Origin of the sequence: Pseudoalteromonas sp. (assembly GCF_018402495.1) — a bacterium.
Taxonomy (GTDB): domain Bacteria; phylum Pseudomonadota; class Gammaproteobacteria; order Enterobacterales; family Alteromonadaceae; genus Pseudoalteromonas.
On the sequence record NZ_JAGYIU010000002.1, the window covers coordinates 818901 to 834253 of the forward strand.

Genomic DNA, 15353 nt, shown 5'->3' on the forward strand with positions numbered 1-15353 from the left:
AATCTCCTTAAGCTGTTTGTTTGTTCGCAGTATTTAAACTTACTTTTAAACTAGCCAGTTCTGCATCAATTTTTTCGTTTTTAACCAGTGACTCAATTTGCATAGCTGTATTGCTCGCCGTGTCTGTGAGCTCATACGCTTCAACTTGCGACTCCACACTCTCAACACGACGCTCTATTTGCTCAAATCGTGATAAGGCAAAAGCCACTTTATCGCTTTGTAGTTGCGTATTTATTTTTGCCCTTGCCTCAACTACGTTTTCACGCTTTGAAAGTTGTGCTTGTTTTGCTTTTGCCTGCGTCATTTTTTGCTGTAAGCGCTCACAGTCTTCTGTGATTTTAGTAATCGATTGTTGTAATGCCTCAAGCTGCGTTTGCAAGCACTCTATGCTTTGTTCAACTGTGTGTTTTTCGGCTAATGCTGATTTAGCTAAATCGTCACGATTTTTTGCCACAGCATGCTCCGCTTTTAATTGCCAATTTGCGAGTGCTTGCTGTTTGTTACTTATTTGACGTTTAATGCTCTTTTCTTCACATAAAAGTGCAGCTGCCGTACTACGACACTCATTAAGCGCTTCTTGCATTTCAGTAAGCATTAAATTGAGTAACTTTTCTGGGTCTTCTGCTTTATCAAGCATAGCTACGATATTTGCTTGAATGACATCGTTTACGCGATTAAATATGCCCATGTTATTCTCCTGATGATTTTTATTTATACATCAACAGGATTCCAAGAGTTATGCCAACAACTTAAAATGGTTTTATTTTCATTTAATATCATATGGTTAAATGATTATTGGCGGGTAAATTAATGACTCACCACTGAATAAAATTAAGTCGAATTGGCTAATAAATTAAACTTTTGACCAAAATTTGGGTTTAAAAAAAGCCACCTGAGGTGACTTTTTTCTATACAGAGGATCTGTTATTCGGGTACGTAACTTAGTGCTTTATCCATAACACTCAAATCAGCTTGCTTGCCATGGCCATGTTCAGATAAATGGCGTCTAAAACCACGCGCACCGGGTTGCCCCTGAAAAATACCTAACATATGGCGGGCAACATGCCAAAAGTTAGCGCCTAAACGCATCTCTTCTTCAATGTAATCATACATAGCGCGCACAACATCATGACGTGACTGAGTATTAGCAGCGTCACCATATATTTTTTCGTCCACTTCATTTAGCATAAAGGGGTTGCTGTAAGCCTCGCGGCCAACCATTACTCCATCTATGTACTGTAAGTGCTCAAGACTTTGCTCAATGGTTTTAACACCGCCATTAATGCTTAAATCAAGTTGTGGGTAATCTTTTTTAAGCTGGTAAACACGGGGGTAGTTAAGCTCAGGAACTTCGCGATTTTCTTTTGGACTCAACCCTTTTAACCATGCTTTACGGGCATGAATAATAAAATCATCACAGCCTACTTTATGTGATGCTTCAATGAGGGCACATAAAAATTCATAGGAGTCTTGCTCATCAATACCAATGCGCGTTTTAACCGTAACCGGAATATTAACTTCACTTTTCATTGCAGCAACACATTCAGCTACAAGTTCAGGCTCTGCCATTAAACAGGCACCAAAACGCCCATTTTGCACACGATCTGACGGACACCCTACATTGAGGTTTATTTCATCATAACCACGTTCACCGGCAAGTTTGGCACACTGTGCAAGCGCGTGCGGATCTGAGCCTCCAAGCTGCAGCGCCACTGGCCCTTCGTGCTGATTAAAATGCAAGTAGTCACCACGACCAAATAAAATAGCACCTGTGGTAATCATTTCAGTGTAGAGCACGGTATGTTTTGTCATTTTACGATGAAACGTACGACAATGGCGATCAGTCCAATCGAGCATGGGGGCAACGGAAAAGCGTCGATTTAAAGTACGTTTATCCAAAATGTAGTCCTCAAAAATTATAATTTAAGCACAGCTTAAAAGGCGCTGCATTTTACACAAAAGCCCCATGCGCAGCAATGTTAAGCAAACACCTGCAAGCCAAAGTATTGCGCAATACCGTTTAAAATATTGGTTACCGCGACTGAGCTTAAAATTAGCCCCATAATTCGACTAATAATACTTGCCCCACTATCACCTATTATTTTATGTACATGCGTAGCAAGTAATAACAAAATAAGTACCACCACTAAAACGGCGAGCATCATTGATGAGGTAATTATTTGCTCAACCCAAGTGTATTCTTCATTACGCGTCATTAAAACAGCACCTAACATAGCACCAGGACTGGCGATTGAGGGGATTGCTAATGGAAAAATAGCTGTTTCTGTGCTGTCACGAACGCTTTTAATTTCAGCCTCAGGCTTACTCTCACCAAATGTCATGGAGAGTGCAAAAATCAGAAGAATGAGACCACCTGCAATCTGAAATGCAGGAAGCGGAATATTTATAACATTGAGTAACTGCTCACCGGCAACCACAAAAAATAATAACACTAAAGCAGATACACCGACCGCTTTAAATATCACTTTACGCTTAAATTTGTCGTCATCACCCCGAGTTACGGCGATAAAAACCGGGATCGTGCCGATAGGGTCAATGACCGCAAAAAAGAAAATAAATATCGCTAATAGTTCATGCATTAATGAATACCTTTTTATTAATAAAACGCTGCAACTACAAAACAGTATGTTAGTATATCATGGCAGCGTAAGGATGAGAGAAGATGAATATAGAATCACTCGTGAGTAAAGCAAAACAAATATGTGGCAACCGTGGTGCGCGTTTTACGCCAATCCGTGAAAAGGTTTTTCGTTTATTAGCCAGCGCCCAAGGCGGCGTCGGGGCATATGACCTATTAGAACAATTAAAAGTTACAGAGGCAGGGGCAAAACCAGCCACCATATACAGAGCTTTAGATTTTTTAGCTGAACTCGGTTTTATTCATAAAATCGAAAGCACTAACGCATTTATGCTGTGTCACCACTTTGATCATATTCATCCCGTCCAATTGCTAATTTGTGATACGTGTGGGTTTGTTAAAGAGCTGCACTCAACGGTCATTTCACATGAACTCAACAACTTAGCAGCAGAAAGTGGCTTTGTGGTATCAGGACAAACAATAGAAGCGCATGGTAAATGTAAATCTTGTCGAGCATAATCAAGTGGCAGTAGCTATACTTTGAGTAGTGGCTTTTTTTTAGAATAAACTTAAGGATACCGAATATGAATGTAGAGTTCATTAATCCATTTTTATCTTCTTTGATTAATGTATTAAACACCATGGCGCAAACTCAGTTAAAACCAGGTAAACCTCGTATTAAAACCGATGAAGTAGCGTGTGGTGACGTATCGGGATTAATTGGTATGGTTGGCCCTCAAACTCGTGGCTCATTTTCAATTACTTTTGACGAAAGTTTAGCGCTGACGATTATGGAGCGTATGCTAGGCGAGCGACCTGATAGCGTAAATGAAGAAGTCACAGACATGGTTGGCGAAATAACCAATATGGTTACCGGTGGCGCTAAAAATTTATTAGGGGAAAAAGGCTACGACTTTGCTATGGCAACACCCATTGTTGTATCGGGTAAAAATCACACGATAACCCATAAAAGTGACGGCAAAAAAATTATTATGCCATTTACCAGCGATGCAGGTAATGCATACATTGAAGTGAGCTTTGACAAGCTATGAGCTGGTCGCAGACTACGATAACCTTAAAGCCTCGCTCGCGAGGTTTTCATTTAATTGATAACGACATACTCACTAAACTTCCGCAGCTGAGCCAACTAAAAATAGGGTTACTACACTTATTTATTCAACATACCTCTGCCAGCTTAACCATTAACGAAAATGCCGATCCTACCGTACGCATGGATATGGAAAGCCACTTCAATCAGTTTGTGCCAGAGCGCCAGCCTTATTATCGTCATGACTACGAAGGCGATGATGATATGCCTGCTCATATTAAAACCAGCACTTTAGGTTGCGAGTTAACGATACCTATTAATCATGGTCAGTTAACGCTGGGGACTTGGCAAGGAATTTATTTAGGTGAACACCGGGATCATGGTGGAGCTAGACGTATTATTGCAACTTTGCAAGGCGAAGCGTTTTAGGTTTTACAACACAGATCGTTCGCATCCATTGAGCACTTTAAATCTAATAAAAATTATATAAATTAAATTTATAATGATTCACGTGTGGATTATTGTTTGCTATTTGAAAATGAATATCTGGAAAGTAAATAAGATTGGAGCGGTACACGAGGCTCGAACTCGTGACCTCGACCTTGGCAAGGTCGCGCTCTACCAACTGAGCTAGTACCGCATTCAAAAGAGTCAGTAATTCGTCCGTTGGTGCGCGACAGGTCGCGTTCAACATTCTGGCAACTGAGCTAGTACCGCATTATATGAAGGTTCTAGGTTTTGTCAAAATTAAACCTTGTTCCTTTCATCTTGAATCTTTATTTCTACTACAATTTCTTTTGGTGAGAAATTGGAGCGGCACACGAGGCTCGAACTCGTGACCTCGACCTTGGCAAGGTCGCGCTCTACCAACTGAGCTAGTGCCGCATTCAAAATAGTCAGTAATTTGTCCGTTGGTGCGCGACAGGTCGCGTCCTACATTCTGGCAACTGAGCTAGTGCCGCATTCTAAGTTCTAGGTTCTTACAATTTTGAACCTTTTTGCCTTTCATTTTGAATCTTTATTTCTACTACAATTTCTTTGGTGAGAAATTGGAGCGGCACACGAGGCTCGAACTCGTGACCTCGACCTTGGCAAGGTCGCGCTCTACCAACTGAGCTAGTGCCGCTTTCTAGGTTCTAGGTTCTAGGTTCTATCAATATTAAACCTTGTTCTTTTAACCTTTCATCTTGAATCTTTAACTTAAGCTCAAACACACTAACCCCGCGGGGGTTATCGTCTTGAGCGGGGCAGGATTCTACAATAATTAGGGTGCTTTGCAAGTATTTTTTATAAATTAAAAAATTTTTCTCGGTAAACCTTTAATTCCATAATCGAATCTTTAATGTCGTCTAACGCTAAATGTGACCCTTTTTTATTCACTTGAGCCAATACATCTGGTTTCCAACGACGAGCAAGTTCTTTAATGGTACTTACATCTAAATTACGGTAATGAAAAAAGTCTTCAAGCTCACGCATATACTTATTCATAAAACGACGGTCTTGGCCAATCGAGTTACCACACATAGGTGAAGCACCCGCTGGCACCCATTGCTTTAAAAACGCGAGGGTTTGCTCAACGGCATAAGCTTCATCGAAAGTACTTGCCTTACACCGCGCTGTAAGCCCTGATTTGCCATGCTGAGTTGTACACCACTCATCCATACCATCAAGTAGTTCATCACTTTGATGAATGGCAATGGTTGGGCCTTCGGCTAATATATTCAGATCAGCGTCAGTGACAACAGTTGCAATTTCAAGTATTTTGTCAGTCTCTGGTTCAAGTCCGGTCATTTCCAGATCGAGCCAAATTAAATTTGATTTATTAATAGTCATAATTACCTTAAACGGTGCTTTTCTTTAGATCCAACGCATTTCGATATATCATATTAGCATCAACCGTCGAGCTAAAGCTTTTTTTGGCAAACTCGGCATTTAACTCAGGTTATAGGCCTCAAGTGGCAAAACAGAAAAAATTAAGTAAAGGCCAATCCCGTAGGATCAAGGCCAATCATCAAAAGCGCTTATCGAATGCCGATACAAAACCGGCAAAAGTCGGCGCGCAAGAATGGCAAACAGATAATTTAGGTCAAGTGGAAAATGCGATTGTTATTAGCCGCTTTGGACAACATGCCGATGTAGAAACACAAAACGGTGATGTATTACGTTGTAATATTCGTCGTACCGTATCTAATTTAGTGTGTGGCGATGAAGTGTTATTTCGCCGTGCAAAAGTAAGTGCAGGTGATTTAGCAGGTGTTATTGAAGCAACGCAAGAGCGCCGCTCACAACTCACGCGCCCCGACTTTTACGATGGAGTTAAAGTGATTGCCGCTAATATTGATCAAATTTTAATGGTTTCAGCGGTATTGCCAGAATTTACGCCAAGTATTATTGACCGCTATTTAATTGCCTGTGAAGACATGGGTATAGAGCCCATTTTAGTACTGAATAAAATTGATTTAATTGATGAAGCTGGCCTAAACGAAATACAACAAACACTTGATATTTACCGTAAGCTTAATTACCAAGTATTGCTAGTCAGTAATTTAACTGGCGAAGGCATTAATGAGTTAAAAGAGGTGCTTGCGGGCAAAAATAATATTTTTGTTGGTCAAAGTGGCGTGGGTAAATCTACCTTAGTTAACACTGTACTGCCGGATGCTGAAATTTTGACTAAAGAAGTGTCTGAAAACAGTGGGCTTGGCCAGCACACCACCACGGTATCACGCCTTCATCATTTACCGAGCGGGGGTAATTTAATTGACTCACCGGGAATTCGTGAATTTGGCCTATGGCATTTAGATGTTGAACGCGTCACTTGGTGCTTTAAAGAATTTAGAGAGTTTATAGGTGGATGCCGTTTTAGAGACTGTAAACACTTAAATGATCCAGGCTGTATAATTAAACAAGCGGTAGCCGATGGCGATATTTCAAAATTACGCTTTGAAAGCTACCACCGTATTTTAGAAACCATGGCCGATGGCCGTGCCGGCGCTCGTGCGCCCCGCATATAATAAGGGAATAACCTGTGAGTTTAGATAAATTTAAAATCGCCATGCAGTATGCCATGCCAAAACACTTTATTTCTCGTGTGGTAGGTAAACTTGCTGCAGCAAAAGCCGGTGCGTTAACAACTACATTAATTAAATTATTTATTAAACAATATAAAATAGATATGAGCGAAGCTAAATATTCAGATCCGGCTCATTACAAAAGCTTTAATGAATTTTTTACCCGTCCGTTAAAAGACGGTGTGCGTCCTATGGTTGAAGATGACGATATTATTATTCATCCAGTAGACGGCGCAATTAGCCAACTAGGCGACATTGTTGATGGTCAACTTATTCAAGCTAAAGGCCACGATTACAGCTTACAAGCATTGTTAGGTGGATCACAAGACGACACAACCCCGTTTTTAGGCGGTAAATTTGCAACTATTTACTTAGCCCCAAAAGATTACCACCGTATTCATATGCCAATTGATGGCACACTAAGCAAAATGATTTATGTACCGGGCGATTTATTTTCGGTAAACCCACTTACTGCGCAAAACGTGCCAAATTTATTTGCGCGTAACGAACGGGTAGTGGCTATTTTTGAAACTGACATTGGCCCGCTTGCCATGGTATTAGTAGGTGCAACCATTGTTGCCAGCATAGAAACCATTTGGGCAGGTACTGTTACACCACCAGCAGGCAGTGACGTATTTAGCTGGAATTATCCCACTAAAGGCGAAAACGCGATCACCCTTAAGAAAGGGGAAGAAATGGGTCGCTTTAAACTAGGCTCAACGGTTGTGCTCGCATGGGGTGCGAACAAAGCAGAAATATTAGACGATCAACTCCCAGAGGTGGTTACTCGTTTAGGCACTGCCTTTGCAAAAATTGATGATTAATAGGTAGTGTCAGTTCGAGCTTAAAAAAACACCGCGTTTATTTTCAATAACCGCGGTGTTTTCTTGTAAACGTAGAGCTTACTCACGTTAAAAGCCAAGCTTTTCATTACTCATACCCCACACTCTTTACACGCTAAATCCTTAGTCATCTTAAAATGCTGTTGCTTTAAGCTTAATGCGTCAAACGTTATAAACACATTCCCCTTAAAATGACCTAACAACATATTGAGGGTTAATTGTGCCTGCATTGACCCAACAATCCCAAGTAAAGGGCTAATTACCCCGGCATTACTACAATTTATAACCGGTGCATCGCTACTTTGAGGGAAAACACAGCCGTAACATGGGCTGTCACTTTGTCTAAAATCAAACCCCATTAATTGCCCTTGAGTTGCCAGCGCAGCCCCTGTAATTAAGCGAGTGTTATTAGCAATGCAATAGCGATTAAGCGCATAACGGGTACTAAAGTTATCAGAGCAATCAAGCACTATATCGGCGTTTTTTAAGAGCAACGCACTGTTGGTATCATCCAGCTTTTGAGTGTGGGTTATTATATTTATTTGATTGTTAAGGCTCGCAAGCACTTTTCCAGCCGCGCGAACTTTGTTTTGCCCCAAATGATTTACTTTATAGAGCACTTGGCGCTGCAAGTTAGACAGCTCAACTACATCATCATCAATTAAAATAAGCGACCCAATGCCAGCTGCCGCTAAATACAGCAGCGCAGGACTACCTAAGCCACCTGCACCAACTACGGCAACCGTTGAACGTTTCAGCGTTAACTGCCCGTCAAGCCCCACTTCATCAAGTAATATGTGGCGGCTATAACGCAGCGTTTCTTTGTCATTTAACGTTTGCAACGTATCAGTCATGTTTCGTATTAATCGCGGTTTGCAGTGAACTAATTGCTGAAACATGATCAGGCGCTTCAGTAATGGCACGTACCACAGCTACGCTACCAACCCCCGTATTTGCCACTTCAGTTGCGCGGCTTAAATCAATACCGCCAATAGCCACTGTAGGGTAGCGTTGCATAAGCGGTACAAATTTATTGAGCTTTTCAAGCCCTTGTATTTGCCCTGTCATGTCTTTAGTCGTCGTTGGGTAAATAGCACCAAACGCCATATAACTCGGTCGATAATTGTGCGCACGTAGCATTTCATAAAACCCATGGGTAGAAAGCCCAAGCCGCAGGCCTGCTTCTTTTATAGCAACTAAGTTTGCACTCTCTAAGTCTTCTTGCCCTAAATGCACCCCATAGGCGCCATATTTGATGGCAAGTTGCCAGTAATCATTTATAAATACCTGCGCATTATACTGCTCACCCAAGGTGACCGCTTTGGCAATCAGTTCATCTAGCTCATTCTGCGTTTTATTTTTAACACGAAGCTGAGCTGTTTTAATTCCTTGCTGTAAGCACTTTTCTAGCCATTCAATGCTATCAACCACGCCATAAAGGCCAAGCTTTTTACTTTCACAGGCTGCAAAATCAGCAGCCATATTAAAATCAAGCGGGACATCAAAATCCAACTCATCACCTAACCAGCTACCCGGTTCAATCACCTGAGGGTAATGCGCTAAATCGGTAGGAAACGACGTTTGTGCGACCGGCCCTATGCCCTCGCCATAGCGAACTGATTGCTTTAAACCTTGGTTTATATAGGCTTTAGCTAAAATAAACGCATCTTTTAACGGGTAGTCTTTTGCAAGGCATGCAGCAATAACAGACGCCATACTGCACCCTGTACCATGGCTATGAGGAACCTGAATTTTTTCATTACCCAACCAGTACTCTTCACCGTTTTGTGCGCAGTAATCAATGCAATACCCGCTTGGGTAATCCCAATGTCCACCTTTGATCACTACGGCTTTTGCGCCCCATGCCATCAATTTACTCGCCGCCTCTTTAATTGCTGCAGGGCCAATTAAATACACACCTGTTAATAACTGTGTTTCATGGGTATTAGGGGTAATTACATCCACCAGCGGTAATAGGCATTCTTTAATCGCGCTTACAGTGTCTTCTTCTTTAAGCAAATCGCCGCTTGAAGCAATGGCCACAGGATCATAAACAATCACCGGCGGCGTTGGCCATTTGGCTTTGTAGTGGCTTATGTGCTCACTGATCAATTGAATTTGCTGTACATTAGCAAGCATGCCAATTTTAATTACTTTGGCTTTCATGTCTTTTTCAAGCGCAAGCAACTGGGATTCAATAATATCGGTAGATACTGCATTAATAGCCTCTACACCTAAGCTATTTTGAGCGGTGAGCGCAGTGATAGTCGTGCAACCATGTACACCAAAGCTTTGCATTGCTTTAATATCAGCTTGAATACCTGCGCCACCGCCGGAGTCTGAGCCCGCAATCGTCCATACTACATTGTTCATAATGACCTACTTCCTAATTTTTTACGTTTGATGCCAAAATGGCATACCCATTGTGGGGGTTGATGGGGCCGCAACGTCTTTTTCTGGCATTGCTTTGGCGTTATAAGCAAAGCGACCTGCCTCTACCGCAGCTTTAAATGCACGGCTCATAGTCACTGGGCAACCCGCGCCCGCTATGGCTGAATTTAATAATACCGCATCATACCCTAATTCAAGTGCTTGGCAGGCATGCGATGGTAAACCTAACCCGGCATCAACAATTAATGTTGTATTAGGCAGACGCTCTCTAATGGTTTTTAAATTATAACTATTTAACAATCCTTTACCGGTACCAATAGGCGCGCCCCACGGCATTAGCACCTCACAGCCTAATTCATTCAAGCGCTGACACAGCACTAAATCATCAGTGCAATAAGGCAGCACTTTAAACCCATCATTTATCAATATTTTTGTGGCTTCAAGTAATGCAAAAGGATCGGGCTGTAAATTATAGTCATCGCCTATTAATTCCAGCTTTATCCAATCGGTAGCAAATACTTCTCGACACATTTTAGCTAGGTTAATAGCCTCTTTGACGCTGTGGCATCCGGCGGTATTAGGCAGTATTTTTAAACCGGTGCTTTTAATTAATTGCCAAAAATCATTTCCTGCCGCCGCGTTTTGTTGTCGCCTAAGTGACACGGTGACTATCTCAGCACCTGAGGCTTTAATTGATTGCGTCATTATATCTGGTGACGGATATAACGCAGATCCAATTAACAAGCGACTATTGATTGGCTCACCATAAATTGTTAAACAGTCTTTGCTTTGCATAGCACTATCCACCTTGGATCGGTGACAATAACTCAATACTGTCACCTTCATTTATAACAACGTGGCTATGGCGACTCTGAGGAATAAACTCTCCATTTACAGCCACGGCATAAGGCGTCATTGCATCCACGTTTTTTACTATTTCCAACAGCGCATGGCTAGTCACATTTAAAAGCTCACCATTAATTGTAATGTTCATTTAATACTCACTCTATTTGCGATAATGCTTGTGCCACAAGCGCAGGTGCCAACATATAGCCGTGGCGATACAAGCCATTGATACTGATAACCTTGCTCGTTTTTTTTACCTGTGGGCGATTATCGCTAAACGCTGGGCGTAAGCCTGTTTGAATATTTAATAATCGCGCTTCGGCAAAGCCACTATGAACAGTGTACGCCGCCGATAATAGTTCAAGGGTTGAGCGAACAGTTGCAGGACCTGTATCTTGCGATTCGATCTCCGTTGCCCCTATGACATATTCATGATTAGGTTTAGGAGCAATATAAATAGGGTAACGCGGATGCATTAATCGCACAGGCCGCGTTAAGTTAACCTCAGGGGCGTATAACCTTGCCACCTCCCCACGCACACCTCTCAGTGGCCGCTCTTTTTTTGCGCCAAGCCCTCTGCAATCAATAATATAATCAAACGGACGATTATTGACTTTGTCATCAAAAATACTGACGCGTTGATTAAATACAAACTTTACTTTACGTTTATTGAGGGCTCTAAAACTGGCTTTATAAAAAGCCTGATTATCAATTTGTCCTTCACCGGGTAAAAATAGCCCTTGATTAAAACGCCCTGTAAGCTCAGGTTCTAAATCCGCTATTTGCTGCGCATTAACCGCTTCAACGCTAAAATTTAGTAACGGCTTTATTCGCTGAGAAAAGCTTTGTAAGTCGCCTTTATCTTGCGTATGAGCCACTACTAAGGTGCCCTGCTGCTGAAAAAACACCTCACTGTTTAATTGCTCTAAAATAGCAGGCCAGCGAGCAATAGAATCTACTCCAATGAGCGCTAAATCATGTTCACACATAACCGATTCAGCTAGTGGTGCCAGCATAGCCGCCGCCACTTTACCCGCACTATTTTGTGTATGCTCATCATCAGCTTCAAATACAGTAATACGGTGCTGCTTACTTAATTCAAGCGCCGCCAAACGCCCCGCTAAACCAAAGCCCACCACCGCAATGTCATAAAACATAAACACTCCTACATTTAGCTCATAGCCACCAGCTTTCAGCTGTCAGTAAAGCAACTCTTGCCTCTATGCTGCTTACTTTGTCGCTGATAGCTGATAGCTAATAACTGAAAGCTGCGCTACAGCGCTTTATGGTAAATCTCTGAGCCTGTTTGTTTAAACTCTTCAGATTTAGCTTTCATCTGCGCTTCTACATCTACCATTTTGATTTCAATGGCATCGCCCACGTTATTAGGATCAATACCGCGAGCTTCTAGATCTTTGGCGTAGTCACGTACTTCTTGGGTTATTTTCATCGAACAAAATTTAGGACCACACATGGAGCAAAAGTGGGCTACTTTTCCTGATTCTTGCGGCAGTGTTTCATCATGGTATTCACGAGCGCGAACAGGGTCTAAACCAATGTTGAATTGGTCGTGCCATCTAAATTCAAAGCGTGCTTTTGATAAAGCATTGTCTCGCTCTTGTGCACCGGGGTGACCTTTGGCTAAATCGGCGGCATGAGCGGCAATTTTGTAGGTGATAAGGCCTTCTTTAACGTCTTCTTTATTTGGCAAGCCTAAATGTTCTTTCGGTGTTACATAACACAGCATGGCACAGCCATACCAAGCTATTTGCGCAGCCCCAATCCCTGAGGTGATATGGTCATACCCAGGGGCAATATCTGTGGTGAGTGGGCCTAAGGTATAAAAGGGCGCTTCGTCACAATGTTTAAGTTGCTCTTCCATATTGGCTTTGATCATATGCATAGGCACATGCCCAGGGCCTTCTATGAACACTTGTACATCATGCTTCCAAGCTATTTTAGTCAGTTCGCCTAAGGTACGAAGCTCACTAAATTGCGCTTCATCGTTAGCATCAGCAATAGAGCCTGGGCGAAGGCCATCGCCTAGTGAAAAACACACATCGTATTGTTTTAAAATTTCACAAATGTCTTCAAAATGCGTGTATAAAAAGTTTTCTTTGTGATGCGCTAGGCACCATTTAGCCATAATAGAGCCACCGCGCGACACAATACCGGTTACGCGTTTTGCTGTCATAGGCACATAGCGCAGCAGTACGCCAGCATGAATAGTAAAGTAGTCAACCCCCTGCTCTGCTTGTTCTATTAAGGTGTCGCGAAAGATTTCCCACGTTAAGTCTTCAGCTACACCGTTTACTTTTTCAAGGGCCTGATAAATGGGTACGGTCCCAATAGGGACTGGCGAATTACGCACTAGCCATTCACGGGTTTCGTGAATGTAGCGCCCAGTTGATAAATCCATTACGGTGTCGGCACCCCAGCGGGTTGACCACACCATTTTTTCAACTTCTTCCTCAATGGATGAACCGACTGATGAATTACCAATATTGGCATTTACTTTAACTAAAAAGTTGCGACCAACAATCATAGGCTCGGTTTCTGGATGATTAATATTGTTAGGTAAAATAGCGCGACCACGCGCTATTTCAGCACGCACAAATTCAGGAGTAATAAACTCAGGGATACTCGCCCCAAACGATTCCCCTTTATGTTGTGCCGCGAGAAGTTCTTCTCGTATTTGTGCACGCCCCATGTTTTCACGTATGGCAACGTATTCCATTTCAGGTGTAATAATTCCTTGGCGAGCATAGTGCATTTGCGTTACGTTTTTACCCGCTTTTGCACGGCGAATTTTTGGTAAATGCTCAAAGCGAATATGATCAAGCCCATCGTCAGCCATACGCTGCTGCGCAAACTGTGAGGTAACTGACTCAAGTACTTCGGTATCACCGCGGCTTTCAATCCACTGCTCACGGTATTTATCAAGCCCTTTACGAACATCTAATTCAAAACTAGGATCGGTATACGGGCCAGATGTATCGTAAACACGCAGCGGCTCATTTGGCTCATACACGGGGTTTTCATCTGTGCCACCTATGAATGTATCGCTTAATGTTATTTCGCGCATACCCACACGCACGCCTTGCAGGCTTCCTTCAACATACACTTTATGAGAGCTTGGAAATGGTTGACCCGTTAGGTTATAAATATAGTCAGATGCAGCAGCACGAGTTTCTCGGCGCGACGATTTTTTTGTAGTGTTTGACATGACTTACCTCATTGCTTAAGGGTTGTCTTGCCAGATATTCCGATGGAATAGAGAAAGATCGTAAAGTAGCTTTATGCCACTTTGCAGCCTAAATTGACGGGTTTGATGTTGTTGTACGCATAAAAAAAGACGCACAAGCGTCCCGTTTAGGCAGCTTGTTCCCTACGCAGGTATTAACCTGATCAGGTTCACGGATCCCGCTTTCGCGATCTCAGCCTAAATAAAACTTAGGCACTCCGACAAGTAGTTAAATTGTTCGTTGATTTGATAATGTTTTAATCAAATCTGCTATGAGTGTACGCCAGTTGAAAATTCCCCGCAAGGGGCTGTTTTTCAAAATGTGTAAAATTTACTTAGGGATAAACACAAATTTTTGCTCGCCTTGCATCACCAATTTTTGGTCTTGCAAGTTAAGCTCGGCACCTTGCTTAAGCGCTTGTAAAAACTGCTGTTCAAACTCATCCAGTTCAGGGCCGCATGATTTGCGTGTCATACCTAATTTACTTACGCTCAAGCTGCTATCTTCAAGCGAACCTTCACCAAAAAACTTATTGCATCCGGCAAAGCCATTTATTTGTAGCGCTTCTATAAAGCTCATTGATGCTTTAAAAGATGCGGGAATGGCCAAACCATCAACCTTTGATAATTGCCATTGTGTATATTTTAGCTGCTCAGTGGTAACTGTCCCTGTTGATGCGCAACCAACACATAAACCGATTACAAGCATCGGTATTGCTGCTAATTTCATGTTACTACTAACTTATTGTCTAATTAGTGTAATAGTATCAATATTTGTCAGGTTTATCCGTTAAAAATGCATGTTTTAAATGTAAATTTTTGTTCTATGCAAGTTGGAAAAATGTGCTATTTAGAATTAAGCAATTGCTTGGAATAAGTTATCTATCTGTGGTGGTAAAAATGGACGACCTTTCTCGTTAACCGACGTACCTATTACTAAGGCATTGAGCATCACTTTTTCGTCTGATTTGCGCACTACCGTTTGTTTAAATGCAAATTTAAGACGACTAATACGCACAGGCTCTACTGCTACATAAAATTCATCCGCTGGCTTTAAAGACTGCTTGTAATCCATCTCACTGCGTACCACCACTAAGTTAATTTTATCTTTAGCAAGTTGTGCAAAATCAACACCCTGTGCGTATAAAAACTCATGGCGAGCGTGCTCAAGATAATTAAAATAAACACTATTATTTACAATGCCTTGTAGGTCACACTCGTAGTCACGCACTTTAAAGTCTACTTTAAAGGTCATATTAGTAATCCAAATTATTTAACGTATAATTGCCGCGTTTATAGCACAAGTGTTGAA

General features: G+C 42.0%; 17 protein-coding genes, 3 tRNA genes and 1 riboswitch. Of the genes, 5 read left to right on the forward strand and 15 right to left on the reverse strand.

Annotated elements, in window-relative coordinates:
• Positions 1-7 precede the first annotated feature (7 nt).
• The 3 genes from KG708_RS09285 to KG708_RS09295 all read right to left on the reverse strand — a co-directional run bounded on the left by KG708_RS09285 (position 8) and on the right by KG708_RS09295 (position 2600).
• Positions 8-688, reverse strand: coding sequence for a PspA/IM30 family protein (locus tag KG708_RS09285; protein ID WP_213609106.1), 681 nt, complete (start codon positions 686-688; stop codon positions 8-10).
• A 236-nt stretch (positions 689-924) separates the two neighbouring features.
• Positions 925-1857: a tRNA dihydrouridine(20/20a) synthase DusA gene (gene dusA / locus KG708_RS09290; protein ID WP_301003367.1), complete on the reverse strand. Its 933-nt coding sequence runs from the start codon at positions 1855-1857 to the stop codon at positions 925-927.
• Between the two features lie 122 nt (positions 1858-1979).
• Positions 1980-2600, reverse strand: a complete 621-nt coding sequence (locus KG708_RS09295) for a MarC family protein (protein WP_213609110.1) — start codon at positions 2598-2600, stop codon at positions 1980-1982.
• Positions 2601-2683: 83 nt separating this feature from the next.
• Here KG708_RS09295 and KG708_RS09300 point away from each other — a divergent pair, with 83 nt between their 5' ends.
• The 3 genes from KG708_RS09300 to KG708_RS09310 all read left to right on the forward strand — a co-directional run bounded on the left by KG708_RS09300 (position 2684) and on the right by KG708_RS09310 (position 4076).
• The gene (locus KG708_RS09300; protein WP_213609112.1) at positions 2684-3118 is read left to right on the forward strand and encodes a transcriptional repressor; all 435 of its coding nucleotides are present in this window, start codon (positions 2684-2686) and stop codon (positions 3116-3118) included.
• Positions 3119-3183: 65 nt separating this feature from the next.
• A complete protein-coding gene (locus KG708_RS09305; protein WP_213609114.1) occupies positions 3184-3651 on the forward strand; it encodes a chemotaxis protein CheX in 468 nt (155 codons plus the stop codon).
• Complete coding sequence (locus tag KG708_RS09310) at positions 3648-4076, forward strand: secondary thiamine-phosphate synthase enzyme YjbQ (protein ID WP_213609116.1); 429 nt, start codon at positions 3648-3650, stop codon at positions 4074-4076. Before KG708_RS09305 ends, KG708_RS09310 begins: the two co-directional genes overlap by 4 nt.
• Before the next feature lie 135 nt (positions 4077-4211).
• Here the strand turns inward: KG708_RS09310 and KG708_RS09315 are convergent.
• From KG708_RS09315 to orn, 4 genes are all read right to left on the reverse strand, one after another.
• Positions 4212-4287, reverse strand: a tRNA-Gly gene (locus tag KG708_RS09315).
• A gap of 169 nt (positions 4288-4456) precedes the next feature.
• Positions 4457-4532: transfer RNA gene (locus tag KG708_RS09320), tRNA-Gly, on the reverse strand.
• Between the two features lie 165 nt (positions 4533-4697).
• Positions 4698-4773: transfer RNA gene (locus tag KG708_RS09325), tRNA-Gly, on the reverse strand.
• A 161-nt stretch (positions 4774-4934) separates the two neighbouring features.
• The gene (gene orn / locus KG708_RS09330; RefSeq protein WP_008115490.1) at positions 4935-5480 is read right to left on the reverse strand and encodes an oligoribonuclease; all 546 of its coding nucleotides are present in this window, start codon (positions 5478-5480) and stop codon (positions 4935-4937) included.
• Between the two features lie 122 nt (positions 5481-5602).
• On the opposite strand from orn, the gene rsgA reads away from it, so the two are divergent.
• Both rsgA and asd read left to right on the forward strand, forming a co-directional pair.
• Complete coding sequence (gene rsgA / locus KG708_RS09335; protein ID WP_213609118.1) at positions 5603-6661, forward strand: small ribosomal subunit biogenesis GTPase RsgA; 1059 nt, start codon at positions 5603-5605, stop codon at positions 6659-6661.
• 14 nt (positions 6662-6675) lie between these two features.
• The gene (gene asd / locus KG708_RS09340; protein ID WP_213609120.1) at positions 6676-7542 is read left to right on the forward strand and encodes an archaetidylserine decarboxylase; all 867 of its coding nucleotides are present in this window, start codon (positions 6676-6678) and stop codon (positions 7540-7542) included.
• Between the two features lie 110 nt (positions 7543-7652).
• Here asd and KG708_RS09345 read toward each other — a convergent pair whose 3' ends face one another.
• The 8 genes from KG708_RS09345 to KG708_RS09380 all read right to left on the reverse strand — a co-directional run bounded on the left by KG708_RS09345 (position 7653) and on the right by KG708_RS09380 (position 15296).
• Entirely contained in the window at positions 7653-8402 is a 750-nt protein-coding gene (locus KG708_RS09345; RefSeq protein WP_213609358.1) for a HesA/MoeB/ThiF family protein, read from the reverse strand.
• A gap of 4 nt (positions 8403-8406) precedes the next feature.
• Complete coding sequence (thiE, locus tag KG708_RS09350) at positions 8407-9933, reverse strand: thiamine phosphate synthase (protein ID WP_213609122.1); 1527 nt, start codon at positions 9931-9933, stop codon at positions 8407-8409.
• A 21-nt stretch (positions 9934-9954) separates the two neighbouring features.
• A complete protein-coding gene (locus tag KG708_RS09355; protein ID WP_213609124.1) occupies positions 9955-10746 on the reverse strand; it encodes a thiazole synthase in 792 nt (263 codons plus the stop codon).
• A 4-nt stretch (positions 10747-10750) separates the two neighbouring features.
• Positions 10751-10945: a sulfur carrier protein ThiS gene (gene thiS, locus KG708_RS09360; protein WP_213609126.1), complete on the reverse strand. Its 195-nt coding sequence runs from the start codon at positions 10943-10945 to the stop codon at positions 10751-10753.
• A gap of 7 nt (positions 10946-10952) precedes the next feature.
• Positions 10953-11954: an FAD-dependent oxidoreductase gene (locus KG708_RS09365; RefSeq protein ID WP_213609128.1), complete on the reverse strand. Its 1002-nt coding sequence runs from the start codon at positions 11952-11954 to the stop codon at positions 10953-10955.
• A gap of 116 nt (positions 11955-12070) precedes the next feature.
• Complete coding sequence (thiC, locus tag KG708_RS09370; RefSeq protein WP_301003348.1) at positions 12071-14023, reverse strand: phosphomethylpyrimidine synthase ThiC; 1953 nt, start codon at positions 14021-14023, stop codon at positions 12071-12073.
• A gap of 142 nt (positions 14024-14165) precedes the next feature.
• Positions 14166-14272, reverse strand: a riboswitch (TPP riboswitch).
• 100 nt (positions 14273-14372) lie between these two features.
• The gene (locus tag KG708_RS09375; RefSeq protein ID WP_013463956.1) at positions 14373-14771 is read right to left on the reverse strand and encodes an META domain-containing protein; all 399 of its coding nucleotides are present in this window, start codon (positions 14769-14771) and stop codon (positions 14373-14375) included.
• Positions 14772-14897: 126 nt separating this feature from the next.
• The gene (locus tag KG708_RS09380) at positions 14898-15296 is read right to left on the reverse strand and encodes an acyl-CoA thioesterase (RefSeq protein WP_213609130.1); all 399 of its coding nucleotides are present in this window, start codon (positions 15294-15296) and stop codon (positions 14898-14900) included.
• Between the last annotated feature and the right edge of the window lie 57 nt (positions 15297-15353).

Excerpts from the sequence above, each read along its gene's own strand:
- KG708_RS09295 (WP_213609110.1), bottom strand. The coding sequence starts at position 2,600 with ATGCATGAACTATTAGCGATATTTATTTTCTTTTTTGCGGTCATTGAC.
- thiS (WP_213609126.1), bottom strand. The coding sequence starts at position 10,945 with ATGAACATTACAATTAATGGTGAGCTTTTAAATGTGACTAGCCATGCG.
- thiE (WP_213609122.1), bottom strand. The coding sequence starts at position 9,933 with ATGAACAATGTAGTATGGACGATTGCGGGCTCAGACTCCGGCGGTGGC.
- KG708_RS09365 (WP_213609128.1), bottom strand. The coding sequence starts at position 11,954 with ATGTTTTATGACATTGCGGTGGTGGGCTTTGGTTTAGCGGGGCGTTTG.
- dusA (WP_301003367.1), bottom strand. The coding sequence starts at position 1,857 with ATGCTCGATTGGACTGATCGCCATTGTCGTACGTTTCATCGTAAAATG.
- KG708_RS09300 (WP_213609112.1), top strand. The coding sequence starts at position 2,684 with ATGAATATAGAATCACTCGTGAGTAAAGCAAAACAAATATGTGGCAAC.
- KG708_RS09380 (WP_213609130.1), bottom strand. The coding sequence starts at position 15,296 with ATGACCTTTAAAGTAGACTTTAAAGTGCGTGACTACGAGTGTGACCTA.
- KG708_RS09355 (WP_213609124.1), bottom strand. The coding sequence starts at position 10,746 with ATGCAAAGCAAAGACTGTTTAACAATTTATGGTGAGCCAATCAATAGT.
- KG708_RS09375 (WP_013463956.1), bottom strand. The coding sequence starts at position 14,771 with ATGAAATTAGCAGCAATACCGATGCTTGTAATCGGTTTATGTGTTGGT.
- KG708_RS09305 (WP_213609114.1), top strand. The coding sequence starts at position 3,184 with ATGAATGTAGAGTTCATTAATCCATTTTTATCTTCTTTGATTAATGTA.
- thiC (WP_301003348.1), bottom strand. The coding sequence starts at position 14,023 with ATGTCAAACACTACAAAAAAATCGTCGCGCCGAGAAACTCGTGCTGCT.
- KG708_RS09310 (WP_213609116.1), top strand. The coding sequence starts at position 3,648 with ATGAGCTGGTCGCAGACTACGATAACCTTAAAGCCTCGCTCGCGAGGT.
- orn (WP_008115490.1), bottom strand. The coding sequence starts at position 5,480 with ATGACTATTAATAAATCAAATTTAATTTGGCTCGATCTGGAAATGACC.
- KG708_RS09285 (WP_213609106.1), bottom strand. The coding sequence starts at position 688 with ATGGGCATATTTAATCGCGTAAACGATGTCATTCAAGCAAATATCGTA.